Below are 20546 nucleotides of genomic sequence, written 5' to 3'. Positions count from 1 at the left end.
ACCGATAAGAGAAGAGAAATACCAAGTGAGCTTACTACCGAAACACCTCCTGTCACGAGTAACGCCAAGTTCACCGGCCGGCATTACGCTGCTTTATGCTCTTTTTGCCGGGCTGTTGATCATGGCGCCTGATTTCTTTCTCGATGATTTTGGCCTGGAGAAAAAACAGCGCATCGAGTTGATCCAGCAATTGCTCTTCGTCCTGATCTCCAGCGGACTCATCTATCTCGCCCTGGCAAAAAGTTTCAGCAATTCCGGCAAGGGGGCCGTACTGCCCGGGGGCGTTGCCGCCCCCTTAAAAACCCGCTATCTGATATTGACTTTCCTTGCGCTGCTGTTCTTTGTTCCGTTGCTCGGCGGCGTTTATGTCACCCTGCGCACCCCGCAGATCGAACAAGAGACCTTCGCCAATCTGGCCGCCATCGCCCGCCTGAACGCCGAGCAAATCGAGAGCTGGCTGCGCGAACGCGAAGCTGATCTCGAAGTCATCATGAACAGAGGCAGTTTCCTGGACAGTGTCGCGAAATTGCAGCAAAGCAGGGATCCGAAGCTGCGCGAGTTGGTTGCCAATAACCTCAGCGCCATCCGCAAGGCGTACCGCTACAAGTCGGTGTCCCTGCTCGACGCCAAGGGAGAAGTCGTCATCAATGAAGGCGACCCGATACGCCTGTCGAAAGAAACCAAGGCGCTGCTCGCCAAGTCCTCTGCCCGTGCCTTGATACAGCGTAGCGAACTGACCATCGCCAGCAACGGCGAACCGGTGATGTACTTTGTCGCCCCCCTGCTCCAGCCGGAAGGGGACGGGCGAGTTGTCATCAGCTTTGTCGTCATCAGCGTCGATCTCAAGCACCATCTCTTCCCCTCGCTGGAGAAATGGCCAACTCCCAGTCCGAGCGGCGAGTCCGTTCTGGTCCGGCGTGACAACGACGAGGTCGTCTATCTCAACGCACTGCGCCACCATGACGATAAGCCCTTGAGCCTGCGCATCCCGTTGACCCGGACCGACTTGCCGGCGGTTCGCGCCGTGCTCGACAATTCTGCCGGAGTCATGGCCGGCGTCGATTATCGCGGCGTTCGGGTATTTGCTGCCTATCGCCCGGTCGCCGGAACCTCCTGGCATCTGTTGTCCAAGATCGATCGCGACGAGGTGCTGGCTCCCATGTGGCGAACGATGCTGTGGATCGGAGTCATAGCCCTTGCCGCGGTTCTGGTGATCATGGGCGCCCTGTTCATTCTCTGGCGCCAGCGCGAATACGCCCAGCAGATTTCCCTGCTGGCAGAACAGACCAAGGCCGACCAACTCGTGCAAAACTTCTTTAACCTGCCCTTCGTCGGCATGGTCATCATTTCGGCTGAAACGAAACGACTCCTGAGATGCAACGATCAGACCTGCGTTCTCACCGGTTATACGCGCGAAGAGTTGCTGGCGAAAACCTTTCAGGACATCACGCATCCGGACGATTTCAAGCAGTCTTACGCGGAAGTCCGGAAAGTCATTCACGGCGAAACGGATGCCGTGGCCTTTGAACAACGCCTGATTCGCAAGGACGGCTCGATCATTTTTGTCAATTGCGACATGAAAGGAGTACGCATGCCCGATGGCAGCCTCGACTATCTTCTGGGCACGGCTCATGACATCACTGAGCACAAGATGCATGACATGGCGATCAATGTCGCCAACACCCAGCTCAAGACGAACCAGGCCGAACTCAATATCCAGAACGAGAACCTGCGTCTTGCCGAGATGGCTTTGCACGCCAGCATCGAACGCTACGAAGCCGTCATCAAATCGTCCAATGACGCACTGGTGAATAGCAACAGCCAAGGCATCATCGTCGCCTGGAATCCCTGTGCCGAAAGAATCTTCGGCTATTCGGAGGCCGAGATTATCGGCCAGTTCATGGACACGCTTATTCCGCAGCGCTACCGCGAAGCGCATAAGGCCCGCATGGAGCGCGTTCTTTCCGACGCTGAGCCGCTGATGATTGGCAAAACCGTCGAACTCTGCGCACTGCGCAAGGACGGTAGCGAGTTCGATATCGATCTTTCGCTGGCGCGCTGGTCAGTCGCCGATGGCGTTTTCGTCACCGCCACCATAAGCGACATCACCGAGCGCAAGGCCGCCGAGAACCAACTGCGCAAGCTCTCGCTGGCCGTGGAACAGAGCCCGGATAGCATCGCCATCACCAACCTCGATGGCGACATTGAATACGTGAACGAGGCCTTCCTGCGCAACTCCGGCTACAGTTACGAGGATCTGATCGGCCGCAACCCGCGCATTCTGAAGTCGGGCAAGACGCCACGGGAAAGATATGACGACCTGTGGGCCACACTGACCCAGGGCCGGCCCTGGAACGGCGAGTTCATCAACCGGCGCAAGGACGGCAGCGAATATGTCGAGTTCGCCATCATCACGCCGCTGCGCCAGCCAGACGGGCACATTACCCATTATGTAGCGATCAAGGAAGACATCAGCGAGAAAAAGCGCCTGGAAGAAGAACTGGACAACCACCGCTTCCGTCTTGAAGAACTGGTCGGGCAGCGCACGGAACAACTGGCAAGAGCGCGTATTCAGGCAGAATCCGCCAACGTCGCCAAAAGCTCGTTCCTGGCCAACATGAGCCATGAAATCCGCACGCCGATGAACGCCATCGTCGGCCTGTCCCATCTGCTGCGCAACAGCGAAGCAACACCCAGGCAAATCGATCGGCTCAACAAGATCGACACCGCCGCCGCCCACCTGCTCGAACTGATCAACAACATTCTCGATATCTCCAAGATCGAAGCCAACCGAATGGAACTGGAGGAAAACGACTTCACGCTGAATTCCATTTTCGAAAATGTTCGCTCGATGATCACCGACCAGGCCCGCGAAAAACGGCTGCCCATCATCGTGGACCTGAACAGCGCTCCCCTCTGGCTGCGCGGCGATCCGACCCGATTGCGCCAGGCCCTGCTCAACTATGCCGCCAACGCCGTCAAATTCACCGAGAACGGACAAATAACCTTGCGCGCCGTGCTGCTTGAAGAAGATGCCAATGGTGTTCTACTGCGCTTCGAGGTCGAGGATAGCGGAATCGGCATCGCCCCGAAAAACCTGCCCAGCCTGTTCCGCACCTTCGAGCAGGCCGACACCTCAACGACGCGCAAATACGGTGGTACCGGCCTCGGCCTGGCGATTACCCTGAAGCTGGCGCAGTTGATGGGAGGCAAGGCGGGAGTGGAGAGCGAACGCCATCGTGGCAGCACCTTCTGGTTCACTGCCCGGCTCAAGCACGGCCTGGGCATCATGCCGCACGTGTCATTTGAAAAAACAAGCCGCCATGAAGAGGAGTTGCGCCGGCATTACGCCGGGTCGAGAATCCTGGTGGCCGATGATGTTGAGGTCAATCTGGAGGTCGCCCAGTTGCTGCTGCACAGCGTTGGCCTGCAGGTGGATTCAGCCAGAAACGGACGAGAAGCCGTCGATAAGGCGCGTATCACGGCCTACGACCTGATCCTGACCGATGTGCAAATGCCTGAAATGAACGGCCTTGAAGCCGCACGCGCAATCCGCAAGTTGTCCGGCCGCTCGCAGACACCCATTCTGGCGATGACGGCCAATGCCTTCGACGAGAGCCGGCGCAGTTGCCTCGATGCCGGAATGAATGATTTCGTCGCCAAGCCGGTCGATCCGGATACGCTCTATGCCGTGCTGCTCAAGTGGCTGCCGCGAACCGACGGCACGAAAGCCGTTGCGCCCACCGGCGAGGCTGTGGAAATGAGCGGGGCAAAGAATGAACAAGCGTCCACGTCGCCCGGAGGTAGCTCCCTGAAGCAACGGCTGGCCAGCGTTCCCGGCCTTGATGTCGAAAACGGATTGGCGCGAGTTCGCGGCAACGAAGAGAAATTTGCTCAGGTCATCAACATGTTTCTGCACGGTCACGAGTTTGATATCGAAAACATTTCCGCGGCGCTGAGCGCTGGCGACATGAGCAACGCCGGGCAACTGGTTCATACCTTGAAAGGTTCAGCCAGTCTCATTGGCGCGACGGAAGTGGCCAACCTGGCAACCGTGCTGCTTAAATCGATTCGCACGAATGCCGGCCAGGAAGAAGTTGAAAAGGGTTTCACCATGCTGGAGCCGCTCCTGAAGCCGCTCATTCATGGTTTGAAGAATGTGCAACAAACCGAGGAAGCCACATCAACGCCAGCCGTTGATAGTGATCGTGGCAACGAGGTGCTGTCACGCCTGGAGCGACTGCTCGAAAACGGCGACATGGAGGCCAGCGAACTGGCTCGCGAGGAAAGCCAACTCCTGCTCGCAACTTTTGGCGATGCCGGGGCCGCGTTGTTGTCGGCCATTCAGGTATTTGATTTTGAACTGGCGCTGGCCGAACTGCGTCTGGCGAAAGCTCCACAGGGGGAGTAGTCAGGCAACGTGAAACTGCGAACCACCAAGTCACAAAGTTCACCAAGGAAGCACCAAGTTAAACCAAGTTAACTTTTTGTTTTTCTTGGTGATCTTGGTGATCTTGGTGACTTGGTGACTTGGTGGTGAGGCTTTTTCTGTGTTTTCCAGCAGAACTGGCGATTGACCGCTATTGCGAAACGGAATGACGCCTCGGCATGGCTTCGACCACGATACGCACGAGCTCGGCAATCGAACCGGCCTGCAATTTCTGCATGATCAGGTGCCGGTAGGTTTCAGCAGTGCGCACTCCGATGCCGAGTTCATCGGCGATCACTTTGGTGAGTTTGCCTTCGAAGATCCCCTGCAGAACCTCCTTCTCGCGCGGCGTCAATAGCGCGATGCGTTCACCGATCTTGCGGTTTCTGTCCAACAGTTCCGCCCGCTCCCGGTCGATGCGCAAACCATCCTGAATGCGCTCGATCAGTTCTTGCGACGAAAAGGGTTTCTGGAAGAAGTCGAGTGCGCCACCGCGCATCGCCCGCACCACCGAATGCACCTCGGCGTAAGCCGAAATGAAAATCATCGGCAGATTGACACCCAGTTTGTGAAGTTCGTCCTGAAGTTCCAGACCGCTCATGCCAGGCATGCGCAGATCGCTGACGATGCAGCCTTCGAGCCCGTCCAGATTCTGCTCAAGAAACTTTACGGCGCTATCGAAAGCGACGTAAGGCAGATTGACGGATTCCGCCAGATCAACCAGCAGGAACTTCGCTACCGGATCATCTTCGATCAGATAGACTTTTGGGAGCGGTCGCTCGGATTGTTTTGGATTCATCTGCGTAAAGAAAGCCGGGGAATTCAGGAACATAATACAAATACAGGATTATCGCTGCAAAATAGAAAACCCAAGGCAATTTATTTGAAAACGCGATGTTCTTTGTGAACTTCGTGGTTAATTGCGGTTTCCAGGGTTAATCAATAGACGCGGCTGGCGCTTACTTGATAGCTGAATCGGCTGCTGTCCAGGCTGTCAAAGCGACCTTCAATTGTTTCGACCTCGGGGTAAATCAGGAATGGCAGTGTTTTCCCCGCCGAGCCGCGCAAGCTAACGTCCTGAGCGACGTTGAAGCTGATCCAGTTCATTTCCCAGAAACCGAATAGCAGTTTTTTCAGTACGGTCAGTTTGGGGTCGCCGATACTCAGGCGTTCATCACGGATGGCTTTGCGTACGTCGGAAGGATCGACCGGAATCCAGCCATAACCCGGCGTATAGAATTCGGCGCGGCAGTGTTGCGCTGTGCTCAGGTTGCCACTGACGCCGAGGCTGCCAAACAGTCGTGAACTGTCAATGCGCAGACCGAAAACCGGGCGTGCCGGTATGCCCAAGGCTCGGCACAGAGCGACGAAGAGCAGGGCAATGTCTGCACTTCTGCCACTCAGGTTCCCACTATCCAGCATGCTTCCGATATTGACGTTACCGACCCGTTTCATGGTCGGGTCGTACAGGGTATTTTCCACGACCCATTCGTAGATGGCCTTGCCCTGAGCCACCGGATCCTTGATCCGGCCTATTGCACGTTCCGCCGTATTTCGTACGATTCCGTCAATCGGTACGAAGTCGGTCGATTGCAGGCAGCGGCGCAGCACTTCGGTCCGTTCGGCAACAGCGCCACGGCGGGTAATGTCAAAATGCCGGTCCTGGGTCGCTATCTGGCTGATGATCTGCAGTTGCGGGTTGGTAACGCCTTCCGCCCAGTCGGCGTAGAAGACTTCCATTTCCGCAACCGGATCGCGATAGATGCCGGCGTTATGAAAATTTCCCTGCCAGTTGTGTCCAAGTGACCGCTCCCAGGGGGTGTCCTTGTACTGTGCCAGCGGAAGCCAGAGTCGCGCCTTGCCATTGATACGGTTGAGCAGGATTGTCGAACGCAGGTCGTAGGTTCGCCATTGTGCCAGCGGTTCGTCCGGCAGGCTGATAACGTTGCGTGATTCGGTTTGCGGCACCGCCTGTATCTCGGCTGGCGCCGGCCTCCGCACCACTCTTCTTGCTTTCGGCTTGGCCGTCGATTTTGCATTGTGCTTTGTAGCCGCTACTTTTTTTTCCGCATTCGCTGGCGAGGCGGCCAGCAGCGAGAGAACAGCCGAGGCCGCGAGGAAGTCCCGTCGTTTCAATAGGCTCTCCGTATGGGTTGGATCCAATCATGGCACTATGGGTGCTACGGATCGGTTAGCTAAAACGACCGAGCCGTGTCACAGGACACGGCTCGATGAAGTGCGAAAATTATAGCACTTCGCCAGCGTGGTCGGCCAGACGGGAGCGCTCGCCGCGTTGCAGGGTGACATGGCCGGAGTGTTCCCAGCCTTTGAAGCGATCGACTACGTAGGTGAGGCCGGAACTCCCTTCGGTCAGGTACGGCGTGTCGATCTGTGCGATGTTGCCCATGCAGACGACCTTGGTGCCAGGCCCGGCGCGGGTGATCAGGGTTTTCATCTGTTTTGGCGTCAGGTTCTGCGCCTCGTCGATGATCAGGAACTTGTTCAGGAAGGTTCGCCCGCGCATGAAGTTCAGTGACTTGATCTTGATCCGGTTGCGCAGCAGGGCATGGGTTGCCGCGCGCCCCCATTCGCCGGAATCAACTTCGGTTTTGTTGAGCACTTCAAGGTTGTCTTCGAGAGCGCCCATCCATGGCCCCATTTTTTCTTCTTCGGTGCCCGGCAGAAAGCCGATGTCTTCACCGACCGGAACGGTTACCCGGGTCATGATTATTTCAGAGTAGAGCTTGCTTTCCATGACCTGTGTAAGCGCGGCGGCGAGGGTCAGCAGGGTTTTTCCGGTACCGGCCTGGCCGAGCAGAGTGACAAAATCAACTTCGGGATCCATCAGCAGATTGAGGGCGAAATTCTGCTCGCGGTTGCGGGCGCTGATGCCCCAGACGCTGTTTTTCTGGTGGGTGTAGTCGATCAGTGTCTCGAACTGCGCAGTTTTGCCGGAGACTTCCCGGACGATGGCGTAGAGCGGTTGCGCACCTTCCTGATAAAGGAACTCATTAACCAGCAATTGCGGACAGAGCGGCCCGGTGACGCGATACAGCGTACGGCTTTCACGCTTCCAGGATTCCATCCCCTGACCGTGCTTGTCCCAGAAGTTGGCGGGCAGTTCCAGAATGCCGGTGTATAGCAGGTCGGTGTCTTCCAGCACCTTGTCGTTGAAATAGTCCTGGGCTTCGAGCCCGAGGGCGCGCGCCTTGATGCGCATGTTGATGTCTTTCGACACCAGAATGACGGCGCGCTCCGGGTTCATGCGCTGCAGGTGAATGACAACGGCCAGAATCTGGTTGTCGGCCTTGGCGGTGGGCAGACCGGTTGGCAAATCCTTGGAAATGGCTTTCGTCTGCAGGAAGAGACGTCCGCTGGCCAGTTTGCGCGAAGGGCCCAGGAGGGCGATGCCGTTCTCGATCCCGTCGCTGTGGCTGCTGACGATTTCGTCCAGTATTCGAGTCACCTGCCGAGCATTGCGTGCGACTTCGGACAGGCCTTTCTTGTGGTCGTCGAGTTCTTCCAGCGTCATGATCGGCAGAAAGACGTCGTGTTCTTCGAAGCGATAAACGCTGGTCGGGTCGTGCAACAGCACATTGGTGTCGAGAATGAAGAACTTGCTCAGCGGGACGGCTTTCTTTGCTTTTGCGCGGGTACCAGTTTTATGGGCCATGGACGTGCTTTCTCCGGTCATTTCAGGTGGGTGATTCAGGCGGATCAAAGCGACTTTACGAAATCCAGTACCTCCTGCGCGTGCCCCGGCGCCTTGATACCGCGCCACTCACACCTTAACACGCCATGGCCATCGATGACGAAAGTGCTGCGCTCGATGCCGCGCACCTGCTTGCCGTACATCGATTTCATCTGGATCACCGAAAACTGCGCGCATAGCTGCTCGTCCGCATCGGATAACAGGTCGAAGGGCAACTCCTGCCTGGTCTTGAAGTTTTCGTGCGAGCGAATGCTGTCGCGGGAAACGCCGACCACCACGCATCCGGCCTGCACAAAGTCGGGATAGAGGTCACGAAACTGCTGGGCTTCGGTAGTGCAGCCCGGTGTGCTGTCCTTGGGGTAGAAATAAATGACGAGCGTCTTGCCCCGGCAGTCGGCAAGCCTGAAGATTTTCTCGCCGGTAGAGGGTAGCTCGAAGTCGTTGATAATCGTGTCGTTCATGGGTGAATAACCTTTCTATTGTCTGCCCGATTGTTGTAAGAAAACCGGTGCGGGTCAAGTCAGACAACAAAAATGCATGAACGTTGACGCCAGGGCCGGAGTTCCACCGGGAAGTTCACTGATGATTCATCTTCCTGGCAAAGCGGATAGCGATGCCCGCGAGGCTCATGAATAGGCGATCTACAGGCTATATGCCTGAAGAGTGGCGTATCCATTGGCTTCCAGACCTTTATGTCTGTAGAACGCCATCTGGAGAGCCTTCCAGAGAATGGCGCTTGTCCATCGTCGCGCTGAGCACAAATTAAAGTCAAAAGCGGGATGCGAACGTCACTTGCGCGACTGATCAAGCCAGGCCTGCCGGAGTCCGTCAAAGTCCAGCAAAGCGGCGAGAAATGGGGATATCTTGCCGAATCCTGATTCATTCAACCTAGAAAAGGCAGTTGACCACAGCGAACACGGCGAACACGGCGAAAAAACAATGACTTACACTGTTTTCATGCTTCACCCTTTGGGTGAGCGGTTAAATCCTGAAAAACTGTGGCTTTTCGCTGTGCTCGCCGTGTCGCCGTGGTATGAACTGAGGTTTTTAGGTTCAACAACGCCGGCGGAATCGCTACCGGGGCTTTCAGACCGAACTTGTCGCCAAAGGCACCTTCAGTCGCCGCCAGCGGCGACCAGACAAAGGCACAGACCAGAGGAGCGTCAGGCGGACTGGGCCCGGTGCTGGGCGCCGCCGGCGTTGAGGCAACTGGTCGAGGCCGATGTTGTGGCCGGGCGACTGATTCTAAAAACCGCAGTTGACAGCGACTAATTGACCGCAACTCCAGGTTTGACGGGTGTTTAGCCCTCACCCCAACCCTCTCCCGCGGGGAGAGGGAGTTTGCACCCTTCTCCCCGCGGGAGAAGGGCCGGGGATGAGGGCTTGCGACATTGGCATCACATCCAACTGAGGTTTTTAGGCTGATTGTTCCCTTCGCTGTCGCCGTGCCATCGCCCTTCGCTTATTTTCTGGTGATGCCAGAGATTGTGGGCAAACGGCCGTCGGTTGCCGCTTTTCGCGCCTGGCTGCTCAGCGAGGCGTCACGGGTCAAGTCGTGAAAGCGTCCTGTGGCCATGATTGGCCAACGCTTCGCCTTTAATCGTGCCGTTCAGATCTTTTTGCCTGCCTTGGGGGTGCGTTTCCACCTTGAATCCGCTAACCTTACGGTCTTTGCCTTGGTGACTTGACGGGTTGCCGGTATCGCACATGACGACCTCTCTCAGCGAAGTATTCTCTCCCGACGGTCCGCTGGCTTCCGGCATCCCCGGCTATCGTGCGCGCGCGCAGCAGCTCGAAATGGCCGAGCGCATTGCGCTGGCCATGGCTGAAAACAAGGTGCTGGTCGCCGAGGCCGGTACCGGCACCGGCAAGACCTTCGCCTACCTCGTTCCGGCGCTGCTTTCCGGCGGCAAGGTGATTGTGTCGACCGGCACCAAGAACCTGCAGGATCAGCTTTTTTCGCGCGACATTCCGACCGTGCGCAAGGCCTTGGGTTCGCCGGTCAAGGTGGCGCTGCTCAAGGGGCGAGCCAACTATATTTGCCACTATCATCTGGAAAACTCATTGGCCGATGGGCGCTTCGTGTCGCGCGAGGATTCAGCACACGCCATGCGCATTTCCCGTTTTGCCAAGACCACGAAGACCGGGGACAAGGCCGAATGCGGCGATGTGCCGGAGAGTTCCACAGTCTGGGGCATGGTGACGTCGACGCGCGAGAACTGTCTCGGCCAGGAGTGCCCCAGCCACAAGGAATGTTTCGTGCTGGCGGCACGGCGCGAGGCGCTGGCCGCCGATCTGGTGGTGGTCAATCACCATCTCTTTTTTGCCGACGTGATGCTGCGCGACGAAGGTACGGCTGAACTGCTGCCGGCCTGCAATACGGTGATTTTCGACGAAGCGCATCAACTGCCGGAAACCGCCAGCCTGTTTTTTGGCGACAACGTGTCCACCGCACAGATCCTCGATCTGGTGCGCGATACCAGGGTCGAAGGCCTTACCTCGGCACGCGATTGCCTTGATCTTCCCAAGCTGTGCAGCAGTGTGGAGAAGGCGGCCAAGGATCTGCGTCTGACCCTGCCCGTCGAACCGTCGCGTTTCCCCTTCCTGCAACTGGAAGCACGGATGGGCTTCGACAATGGCGTGGTTGGCCTGATCCGCGAAATAGAAGTGTTTGCGGCACTGCTTGAAACGCAGGCGCAACGTTCGGAAGGGCTGGCCAACTGCTGGCGCCGCGCCGGCGAATTGCTGACCCAGTTGCGCCGCTGGCAAAGCGGTGCCGATACCGATTATGTGCGCTGGGGCGAAACCTATACCCACGCGCTGCAACTCAACTCGACGCCGCTGATCATCGCCAGCATCATGCAGAAGCAGATGAGCGGCCATCCACGCGCCTGGATTTTCACTTCGGCGACGCTCGCCGTGCAGAAGGATTTCGGCCATTACTGCGCCGAAATGGGACTCGGCGAGGCCGATTCGGCGTGCTGGGAAAGTCCGTTCGACTATCAGCTTCAGGCCTTGCTTTACGTCCCGCAAAACCTGCCCGAACCGAACAGCCACGGCTTTACCGAGGCCGTGGTCAAGGCCGCTTTTCCGGTGCTGGAAGCTAGCGGCGGGCGCGCTTTTTTCCTGTGTACTTCCTTGCGCGCCATGCGCCGTACGCATGAACTGCTGAGCGAATATCTGGAACGTGCCGGGCTCGATTTCCCGCTGCTGATTCAGGGCGAAGGCAGCAAGAACGAGTTGCTCGTACGTTTCCGCCGGCTCGGCAACGCCATTCTGGTCGGCAGCCAGAGTTTCTGGGAGGGGGTCGATGTGCGCGGCGATGCGCTGTCGCTGGTGGTCATCGACAAGCTGCCTTTCGCGCCGCCCGACGATCCGGTGCTTTCGGCGCGCATCGAGCGCATGAAAAGCGAAGGACGCAACGCCTTCATGGACTATCAGTTGCCGCGCGCCGTGATCAACGTCAAACAGGGCGCCGGCCGGCTCATTCGCGACGAGACGGATCGCGGCGTGCTGATGATCTGTGACCCGCGCCTGATCAGCAAACCCTACGGCAAGCGCATCTGGCGCAGCCTGCCGCCGATGAAGCGGACGCGCGAACTCGACGAAGTGCAGGCGTTTTTCCAGACAAAATGACGGCTTCGACGCTCCACGTGCCCAGCGTACATTTACCAGCCGACTGCCGTGATGCAGCGGCCGTTCTCAATCGTGGTTGCGTTTGCCGTTCGATAGACCACGACCGGCTGCGCCACGCGCTGGAAGGCGGGGAGGGCGGAATCGCGCATAGCGACCTGCTGGCGACGCACCCCAATCTCTTCTCCGATTCGCGGATCTATGTGGCCGAGGCACACCTGCTATTCATGGCCGACCTGATCGGCGTGATCGAGCAGGTGGTGGCCATGCCCGCCTGGCGTGAACGTGTATTTTCCCATGCCCCGGATATTGCACGCCATGCGCCGGGGGCAGCCGGGGTTTTTTTCGGCTATGACTTCCACCTCGGGGCCGAAGGGCCGCGCCTGATCGAGATCAACACCAATGCCGGCGGCGGTTTGCTCAACGCCAAACTGCTGCGTGCGCAAATGGCCTGCTGCATGCCTGCCGCCTTGATGTCTGAACAGACACTGGAAGAAAGCTTTTTAGCCATGTTCCGCGAGGAATGGCGCTTGGCGCGGGGAGACGCGGCATTAAAGCGCATCGCCATTGTCGATGCGGCACCGGCAGCTCAGTTTCTGGCGCCGGAATTCGAACTGTTCCGGCAGTTGTTCGAAGCCAACGGACTTTCTGCCGTGGTGGCTGATCCGGGCGATCTATCCTTCGATGGCGAACGCTTGTGGTGTGGTGGGCTTACGGTCGATCTGGTGTACAACCGGCTTACCGACTTTTCGCTTGATGAAGCGGAGAATGCCGCCTTGCGTGCCGCCTACCTTGCTGACGCCGTAGTGCTTACACCCAATCCGCAGGGGCACGCACTCTATGCCGACAAGCGCAATCTGGTGGCGTTGACCGACGAGGCCTGGCTGCAGGAAATCGGTGTCAGCGAGGCGGGTCGTCAGTTATTGAAGGCCGGCATTCCGCGTACCCAAGAAGTGATGCCGGAGGATGCCGCGTCTTTCTGGGACACTCGCAAGCAGTGGTTTTTCAAGCCGGCGGCGGGTTATGGCGGCAAGGCCACGTATCGCGGTGACAAGCTCACCAAGCGTGTTTTTGAAGAAATTTCGCGTGGCGGTTACGTTGCCCAGGCGCTGGTACGACCGTCAGAGCGGCGTATGCTGGTCGATGGCGTGGAGCAGGATCTCAAGCTGGACTTGCGAAATTACGTCTATCGGGGCGCCGTTCAACTCGTTTCGGCGCGCTTGTATCAAGGGCAAACGACCAACTTCCGTACTCCGGGCGGCGGCTTTGCGGCAGTCTTTTCAGTGTCCTGTCAGGGCGAAGAAAAAGCCTGCAATGAGCCGGACTGCTGCCAGGAGCAGTAATCCGGCCGATGAGGAATGAAGACTTTTCTCGCCGATCAGTGCAGTTTGAAACGGCTGACCGAGTTGTGCAGTGAGGTAGAAAGTTCTTTCAGGTGTTGTGCGGCCTGCGCGGTGTGTTGCACCGCACTGGCGCTTTCTTCGGACATCTGTGCGACGTGCTCGATGCTCTTGGCTATCTCGTTGGATACCGTTCCCTGTTCGCGGATGGCGTCCGAAATGCTGTTGACCACTTCCGTAACCCGCATCGAGCCAGCGCGGATATCGTTGATCGACTGGCCGGCCTGGGTCGCCAGTTCTACCCCTTTGCTGGCCTGTACGACACCGCTTTGCATGCTATTGACCGCGTTGCGGGCGCCGTCCTGGATTTTTCCGACCATGCTGGCAATTTCGGTTGTCGACAGCGTGGTGCGTTCAGCCAGCTTGCGTACCTCATCGGCAACGACGGCAAAGCCCCGGCCCTGTTCGCCGGCCCGTGCCGCTTCGATGGCGGCATTGAGCGCGAGCAGGTTGGTTTGGTCGGCGATCTCCTTGATGGTCTTGACGATAGAGGAAATCTTCTCGGACTGGCGTCCCAGGTCTTCAATGATCGCCGATGAAGACTGCACGGCATTCGAGATGCTGTGCATTTCGCTGGCGGCACTTTCGATGATTTGCGTTCCGGCCAGGGAAAGATCGCTGGCCTGCACCGAAATGCCACGGGCTTCGTGAGCGTTCTCGGCGACCTGGTCAATGCTCACGGTCATTTCCTCGACGGCGGCCGCCATCGACGCGGCGCCGTCGCTCTGCTGGCGTGAGCGCAGGGCGACTTCATCGGAGGCGCTGGTCAGTTCTCCGGAAGCCGCAGAAAGCTGTTCGGCGTCGCGCTGAACTTCTTGGATCATTTTGCGCAGCGTTTGCTGCATTTCCTTCATCCCGGCCAGTACGCTGTTGCTGTCGCCCGGTGCGCAGACGACTTCGGTGGTCAGGTCGCCGGCGGCAATGCGCCTTGTTATCAGCGAGGCATAGTGCGGGTCGCCACCGAGGGTGTTGATCAGGTTGCGCGAAACCATGGCCAGAGAAATGGAGATAAAGCCGCCAATTACGACAACCCAGGCGAGCAACTCCAGTGCATTGCGGCGAAAAATCGCATCGACGTCATCGATGTAAATTCCGCTGCCGATGACCCAGCCCCAGTCTTCCGATCCTTTGACGTAGGAGATTTTCGGTACCGCCTCGTCGAAGCCGGGTTTTGGCCAGACGTAGTCGACATAACCGGCGCCGTGTTCCTTGGCGACTTTGCTGAACTCGGCGAAGATGTACTTGCCGTTCTTGTCCTTGGACTGGGAAAGATCCTTGCCGTCCAGCTCCGGCTTGATCGGATGCATGACCATGATGGCCTTGGGATCATTGATCCAGAAATATTCGGACTTGTCATAGCGCATGCCGCGAACGGCCTCGATGGCGAGCTTTTTCGCCTCGTCAACGCTGATCTTGCCTTCCTTGGCCTGCTTTTCGTAGACACTCACCGTGGCGTAAGCGACCTCGACGAGGCTGCGGATTTTCTCCTTGCGATCCGTCAGCAACTGGTTTTTGTCACCGATCAGAACGATGGTGGCCAATAGGCAAAGACCAACGACGGTAATCGCCGTGAGTCCATTCAGCTTGCTGCGTAACGACATCTTGTTCTCAATGCTCATGGTTTATCTACCTGCATTCCAGTGAAAGTTGTGCTGAATTTTCAATTTTATTAATTGCCCGGACTTCAATAGAGTCCTTATGTTGTTTATGGACAGCATCCGTGAGCATACCTTGTTTCTGCTTGCGGATTCTGACAATGCAGCGAGACGCACTTGAAAATTGATGGTGTTTGCCCAATATCCCTAGCCAGATTAAATATTTTTCCAAGGAGGGTGCCATGCGCCTTGACAAACTGACCACCAAATTCCAGCAGGCTCTGGACGATGCCCGGAGCCTGGCTGTCGGCCACGACAACCAGATGATCGACCCGCAGCATCTGCTGCTCGCTTTGCTGCAGCAGGACGATGGCGGCACGGCTTCCTTGCTGGCGCAGGCCGGCGCCAATGTGCAGGCGCTCAAGGCGGCGCTCGGTCAGGCCATAGAACGCTTGCCGAAGATCGAGGGGCATGGCGGCGAGGTGCAGATCGGTCGCGACCTGACCAACCTGCTCAATCTCACCGACAAGGAAGCGCAGAAGCGTGGCGACCAGTTCATCGCCAGCGAATTGTTTTTGCTGGCAGTTTGCGACGACAAGGGTGAAACCGGTCGTCTGGCCAAGCAGCACGGGCTGAACCGCAAGGCGCTGGAACAGGCCGTGGCCTCGGTGCGTGGCGGGCAGGGCGTCGATAGTCAGGAAGCCGAGGGGCAGCGCGAATCGCTGAAAAAATACTGCATCGACCTGACCGAACGTGCGCGTCAAGGCAAACTCGACCCGGTGATCGGTCGCGACGACGAAATCCGTCGGGCCATCCAGATACTGCAGCGGCGCACCAAGAACAACCCGGTGCTGATCGGCGAGCCGGGCGTCGGCAAGACGGCCATCGTCGAGGGCCTGGCGCAGCGCATCGTCAATGGGGAAGTGCCGGAAACGCTTAAAGGCAAGAAGGTGCTCAGCCTCGACATGGCGGCACTGCTGGCCGGCACCAAGTATCGCGGCGAATTTGAAGAGCGCCTGAAGGCGGTGCTGAAGGAAATCGCCCAGGAAGAAGGGCGCATCATTGTGTTCATCGACGAACTGCACACCATGGTTGGTGCCGGCAAGGCCGAGGGCGCAATGGATGCCGGCAACATGCTGAAACCGGCATTGGCGCGTGGCGAACTGCATTGTGTCGGCGCGACGACGCTCGATGAATATCGCAAGTACGTCGAGAAGGACGCTGCGCTCGAACGGCGCTTCCAGAAAGTGCTGGTCGACGAGCCGACGGTTGAGAGCACGATTGCCATCCTGCGCGGCTTGCGCGAGCGCTACGAACTGCACCACGGCGTGGCGATTACCGACCCGGCCATCGTGGCGGCGGCCGAGTTGAGCAATCGCTACATTACTGATCGCTTCCTGCCGGACAAGGCCATCGACCTGATCGATGAAGCCGCCGCGCGCATCAAGATGGAAATCGACTCGAAACCGGAAGTGATGGACAAGCTTGACCGGCGCATGATCCAGCTCAAGATCGAGCGCGAAGCGGTGCGCAAGGAGAAGGACGAGGCGTCGAAAAAGCGCATGCACTTGATCGAGGAAGAACTGCTCAAACTCGAGCGCGAGTACAACGACCTGGAAGAAGTCTGGAAAGCAGAAAAGGCGCAGGTGCAAGGCAGCGCGCACATCAAGGAAGAGATCGACAAGCTCAAGGCGCAGATGGTCGATTTGCAGCGCAAAGGCCAGTACGACAAGCTTGCCGAGCTGCAATACGGCAAACTGCCGCAGCTTGAAGCGCAATTGAAAGCAGCGGAAAAAACAAACGAAGGCGAGCCGCAGAACAAGCTGTTGCGCACCCAGGTCGGCATCGAGGAAATTGCCGAAGTGGTATCGCGGGCCACCGGTATCCCGGTCTCCAAGATGATGCAGGGCGAGCGCGAGAAGCTGCTGCTGATGGAAGATCGGCTGCATCAGCGGGTGGTCGGTCAGGACGAGGCGGTGCGCCTGGTGTCCGACGCCATTCGCCGTTCGCGGGCCGGGCTGGCCGATCCGAATCGGCCTTATGGTTCATTCCTCTTCCTCGGCCCGACAGGCGTTGGCAAGACCGAATTGTGCAAGGCGCTGGCGGGTTTCCTGTTTGATTCCGAAGACCACATGATCCGCGTCGACATGAGCGAATTCATGGAGAAACACTCGGTGTCGCGCCTGATTGGTGCGCCACCCGGCTATGTCGGCTACGAAGAGGGCGGCTATCTGACCGAAGCCGTGCGCCGCAAGCCCTACAGCGTGATCCTGCTCGATGAAATCGAGAAGGCGCACCCGGATGTCTTCAACGTGCTGCTGCAGGTGCTCGACGATGGGCGCATGACCGACGGGCACGGGCGCACCGTGGATTTCAAGAACACCGTGATCGTGATGACCTCGAACCTCGGTTCGCAGATGATCCAGCAGATGGCGGGCGATGATTATCAGGTGATCAAGCTGGCGGTGATGGGCGAGGTGAAGACCTATTTCCGGCCGGAATTCATCAACCGCATCGACGAGGTTGTCGTCTTCCACGCACTCGACGAGAAGCACATCAAGTCGATTGCCAGGATTCAGCTCGGCTATCTGGAAAAACGGCTGGCTCAGCTCGAAATGAAGATCGAAATCGACGACAGCGCGCTGTCCGAAATCGCTGCCGCCGGCTTCGATCCGGTATTCGGTGCGCGCCCCTTGAAGCGGGCGATTCAGTCGCAGCTCGAAAACCCGCTGGCCAAGGCCATTCTCGAAGGGAGTTTCGCCGCCGGCGATACCATCAGCGTGACTTGCCAAGGCGGCGTGATGCGTTTTGGCAAGGCGTGACGCGCCGGCCTGAAAGGCAGGCAGACCGGGCATCTTGAACATGGATGTCGTGGAAGTCAATGAATACGCGGCTTCCACGGCGTTGCCTTCGTGGATCGCCTATTGACGGGCATTGCAGGGCGGATGGTGAAAATTTCAAGCGATTCTGCCCCATTTGCCATTGGTTTTTCTGAGATAACGGTGGACTTTTCTGTGAGGAATTAGCCGGCACCGTATAAAATGGCTGGTTTTTCAAACGATTTTCAATCACCCCTTCAAGAGAAACTGACATGGCCCTGAATAACGTCCCCCCTGGCATCTCCCTTCCCAACGATTTCAATGTAATCATTGAAATCCCCATGCATGCTGACCCGGTGAAATACGAGGTTGACAAGGCCAGCGGCGCCATATTCGTTGATCGTTTCATGTCCACGGCCATGCATTACCCCACAAACTACGGTTACATTCCGCACACCATCTCCGATGATGGCGATCCGGTCGACGTCCTTGTAATGGCGCAGTTCCCGCTGCCGCCGGGGGTGGTTGTCCGCTGCCGCCCGATCGGCATGCTGGAGATGGAAGACGAAGCCGGTGGCGATCACAAGGTGCTCGCCGTGCCGGTGGACAAGCTGACGACGATGTATCGCGATATTGTCAGCACACGCGATCTGCCGCAGATCATCCTCGATCAGATCTCCCACTTCTTCCAGCACTACAAGGATCTGGAACCCGGCAAGTTCGTCAAACTCAAGGACTGGCTCGGCCCGGAAGAAGCCAAGCAGGAGATCATGTCAGGCGTCATGCGTTACAACGACGCCAAGGACAAGCCGGCGTATTGATTACCGCTTCTTAATCCCGTTCAAGCAATTGGCTTTTCTTCCTGGCTGACTGTTGGCCTGAGGGCCAATAAGGACGGGTATCTTGAGCACTGATGCCGTGGGAGTCAATGAATACGGGCCTTCCACGGCAATGCCTTGCGGGATTGCCTATTGATGCGCTCTGCAGGGATCGGGCTCGTTTCAACGGAGAGATGTGCATGTCTGCTTCAATCGAAGCTGCGCCAGTTCGTAGCGATGTGGCGGTGATTGCGCTGGTGGGTTTTGCCCATGCCGTATCTCACTTCTTTCATCTGGTCATTCCTCTGCTCTTCCCGTGGCTGATGCCGGCATTCGGCCTGAGTTATACCGAAGCCGGCGCGCTGATGACTGTTTTTTTCGTCATTTCCGGGGTCGGGCAGGCGCTCGCTGGTCTGGTGGTCGATCGTATCGGTTCGAAACCCGTTCTCTTCTGTGGCGTGCTGCTGCTGGCCCTCTCGGGTGTGTTGCTCGGGGCAGCGCAAAACTACGCGATGCTGATGCTGGCCGCCGGCGTGGCGGGTGCCGGCAACAGCGTTTTTCATCCGGCCGATTTCACCTTGATCAATCGGCGAGTTGCCAAGGCGCGCCTCGGGCATGCATTTTCGGTACATGGGCTATCGGGTAATCTGGGTTGGGCGGCGGCGCCGCTGGTGATGACCGTGGTCGCCTCCTACGCGGACTGGCGCGCAGCGGCTTTTTTAGCCGGGGCGCTGGCCTTGGTTGCCTTCGCCCTGCTTTTTGCGCGGCGTGGAGATCTCGACGATGGATCGGGGGTGAGCGGAGCCAGAAAAACGGCGGCAGGGCACAGCACCGTTTCAACGCTGAGTGTTCTGCGTTCGCCGGCGGTACTGCTCTGTTTCATCTTCTTTTTCCTGATCACCGCGGCTTTCGGTGCCCTGCAGAATTTTTCTTCTGCGGCGTTGAAGGCGATGTACGGCCTGTCGCTGGCGACTGCCGCTTCCTGCCTGTCGGCGTATCTGCTCGGTGGCGCGGCGGGCATTGCGGTTGGCGGCTTTCTGGCCAGCCGGCGCGCCCAGGATCAGATCATCGCGGTGTGCATTTCCTTCGGCGCCGCGATCAGCCTTTTACTTGCCAGTGACGTGGTGGCGGGCTGGGCAGTGCTGCCGCTGATGGCGCTGATGGGTTTTGGCGTCGGCATCGCCGGCCCGTCGCGTGATCTGCTGGTGCGCAAGGCGGCAACGCAGGGGCTGGGTGAGGCTTCGTTCGGCCGGGTATATGGCTTTGTCTATTCCGGTCTGGATATCGGACTGGCGACGGCGCCGCTGATTTTCGGGCCGCTCATGGACGGTGGGCATTTCAGTGCGCTGTGGGTCGGCGTTGCGCTGTTCCAGGGGCTAGCCGTTGTTTCTGCCTTGTCTGTCGGGCGTCGCGCTCATCACGACGGGGTGTGAGCTTTGATTGCACCGTGTCGGTCGTAAAAATCTATTGTGCACCTGCTATATTGAAATAGACTCATCCGGACGCATATTCTTTCTTGACCAGAGTTGGTTCTTTTGCAGTGCGTTGAGACGCAGAGTCTCGGTATCATTGCGAAGCAAAGTGGAAAGGAACAGTCATGAACGTTGTCTACAACAGCAATAGCTACGCGATTGTTGCCTACCCGGTGCAACAGGGATTCGAGTTGGTCGACAAGCTGGGTGGCCGGAGCCTTTATGTGCAAGGGTCGGTGGCGATTGGCTTGCGCGAGGCGATTGACAGCATTCCGTACGAGGATCGCGACGAGGCGTCGATTGATTCGCTACTTGACGATTATTGTGTCGGTGCGGCGCGACCGATTGTTTTTCACTGATCGCGCAAGGGTATAATCGCTGCACTGCCGCAATCGCGGTCACCTAAACCCAAGAATCGGGAGAGTACCAAATGGCGATGTACGAATCCGAGCATACGAAGTTCATGCGCGAAATGATGGCCAAACACCCGGAATGGGCTGAAGATCAACTTGTCGGTCGCGCCCTGTTGTGGGACAGGAAGGTTGATCTGGCAGAACAGAACACCCTGCGTGATTCACGCGAGGACAATCGGTCCTATCCCTACGATGTGAATTTCGACCAGCCCTGACTTTTTGCCTGAAGATTCAAAAAAACGGCCAGATTTTCAT

General features: G+C 57.9%; 14 protein-coding genes. 9 read left to right on the top strand and 5 right to left on the bottom strand.

Annotated features, from left to right (window positions below; translation table 11 throughout):
* Positions 1 to 25: 25 nt before the first annotated feature.
* Positions 26 to 4411, top strand: a complete 4386-nt coding sequence (locus ACOYNV_RS06305) for a PAS domain S-box protein (protein ID WP_422898904.1) — start codon at positions 26 to 28, stop codon at positions 4409 to 4411.
* A 169-nt stretch (positions 4412 to 4580) separates the two neighbouring features.
* Here ACOYNV_RS06305 and ACOYNV_RS06300 read toward each other — a convergent pair whose 3' ends face one another.
* The 4 genes from ACOYNV_RS06300 to ACOYNV_RS06285 form a co-directional block, all read right to left on the bottom strand.
* Positions 4581 to 5228: a response regulator transcription factor gene (locus tag ACOYNV_RS06300; RefSeq protein ID WP_422898903.1), complete on the bottom strand. Its 648-nt coding sequence runs from the start codon at positions 5226 to 5228 to the stop codon at positions 4581 to 4583.
* 140 nt (positions 5229 to 5368) lie between these two features.
* Positions 5369 to 6565: a transglutaminase-like domain-containing protein gene (locus ACOYNV_RS06295; RefSeq protein WP_422898902.1), complete on the bottom strand. Its 1197-nt coding sequence runs from the start codon at positions 6563 to 6565 to the stop codon at positions 5369 to 5371.
* A gap of 109 nt (positions 6566 to 6674) precedes the next feature.
* Positions 6675 to 8102 carry a PhoH family protein gene (locus tag ACOYNV_RS06290; protein WP_422898901.1) on the bottom strand — a complete coding sequence of 476 codons (1428 nt, stop codon included), beginning with the start codon at positions 8100 to 8102 and terminating at the stop codon, positions 6675 to 6677.
* A gap of 44 nt (positions 8103 to 8146) precedes the next feature.
* Positions 8147 to 8602 carry a peroxiredoxin gene (locus tag ACOYNV_RS06285; protein WP_422898900.1) on the bottom strand — a complete coding sequence of 152 codons (456 nt, stop codon included), beginning with the start codon at positions 8600 to 8602 and terminating at the stop codon, positions 8147 to 8149.
* A 403-nt stretch (positions 8603 to 9005) separates the two neighbouring features.
* On the opposite strand from ACOYNV_RS06285, the gene ACOYNV_RS06280 reads away from it, so the two are divergent.
* The 3 genes from ACOYNV_RS06280 to ACOYNV_RS06270 all read left to right on the top strand — a co-directional run bounded on the left by ACOYNV_RS06280 (position 9006) and on the right by ACOYNV_RS06270 (position 13117).
* Positions 9006 to 9413, top strand: coding sequence for a hypothetical protein (locus tag ACOYNV_RS06280; protein ID WP_422898899.1), 408 nt, complete (start codon positions 9006 to 9008; stop codon positions 9411 to 9413).
* Positions 9414 to 9848: 435 nt separating this feature from the next.
* Positions 9849 to 11777, top strand: coding sequence for an ATP-dependent DNA helicase (locus ACOYNV_RS06275; protein WP_422898898.1), 1929 nt, complete (start codon positions 9849 to 9851; stop codon positions 11775 to 11777).
* Entirely contained in the window at positions 11774 to 13117 is a 1344-nt protein-coding gene (locus tag ACOYNV_RS06270; protein WP_422898897.1) for a hypothetical protein, read from the top strand. Before ACOYNV_RS06275 ends, ACOYNV_RS06270 begins: the two co-directional genes overlap by 4 nt.
* Before the next feature lie 35 nt (positions 13118 to 13152).
* On the opposite strand, the gene ACOYNV_RS06265 is transcribed toward ACOYNV_RS06270, so the two are convergent.
* Positions 13153 to 14793 (bottom strand): methyl-accepting chemotaxis protein, encoded by a 1641-nt coding sequence (locus tag ACOYNV_RS06265; RefSeq protein ID WP_422898896.1) that lies wholly within the window; start codon positions 14791 to 14793, stop codon positions 13153 to 13155.
* Between the two features lie 218 nt (positions 14794 to 15011).
* On the opposite strand from ACOYNV_RS06265, the gene clpB reads away from it, so the two are divergent.
* The 5 genes from clpB to ACOYNV_RS06240 all read left to right on the top strand — a co-directional run bounded on the left by clpB (position 15012) and on the right by ACOYNV_RS06240 (position 20506).
* Positions 15012 to 17591, top strand: coding sequence for an ATP-dependent chaperone ClpB (gene clpB / locus ACOYNV_RS06260; protein WP_422898895.1), 2580 nt, complete (start codon positions 15012 to 15014; stop codon positions 17589 to 17591).
* Positions 17592 to 17860: 269 nt separating this feature from the next.
* Positions 17861 to 18409, top strand: a complete 549-nt coding sequence (gene ppa / locus ACOYNV_RS06255) for an inorganic diphosphatase (RefSeq protein ID WP_422898894.1) — start codon at positions 17861 to 17863, stop codon at positions 18407 to 18409.
* Between the two features lie 197 nt (positions 18410 to 18606).
* A complete protein-coding gene (locus ACOYNV_RS06250; RefSeq protein ID WP_422898893.1) occupies positions 18607 to 19839 on the top strand; it encodes an MFS transporter in 1233 nt (410 codons plus the stop codon).
* 164 nt (positions 19840 to 20003) lie between these two features.
* Positions 20004 to 20237 carry a DUF3567 family protein gene (locus ACOYNV_RS06245; protein WP_422898892.1) on the top strand — a complete coding sequence of 78 codons (234 nt, stop codon included), beginning with the start codon at positions 20004 to 20006 and terminating at the stop codon, positions 20235 to 20237.
* Positions 20238 to 20308: 71 nt separating this feature from the next.
* On the top strand, positions 20309 to 20506 hold the full coding sequence (locus ACOYNV_RS06240; RefSeq protein ID WP_422898891.1) for a DUF3460 family protein: 198 nt from the start codon (positions 20309 to 20311) through the stop codon (positions 20504 to 20506).
* The last annotated feature ends 40 nt before the right edge of the window (positions 20507 to 20546 follow it).

The sequence above is a fragment of the Propionivibrio sp. genome (assembly GCF_049316945.1).
Classification (GTDB): Bacteria; Pseudomonadota; Gammaproteobacteria; order Burkholderiales; family Rhodocyclaceae; genus Propionivibrio.
The sequence above is the reverse complement of the archived record's forward strand: the minus strand, read 5'-3'. Positions and strand labels throughout refer to the sequence as shown.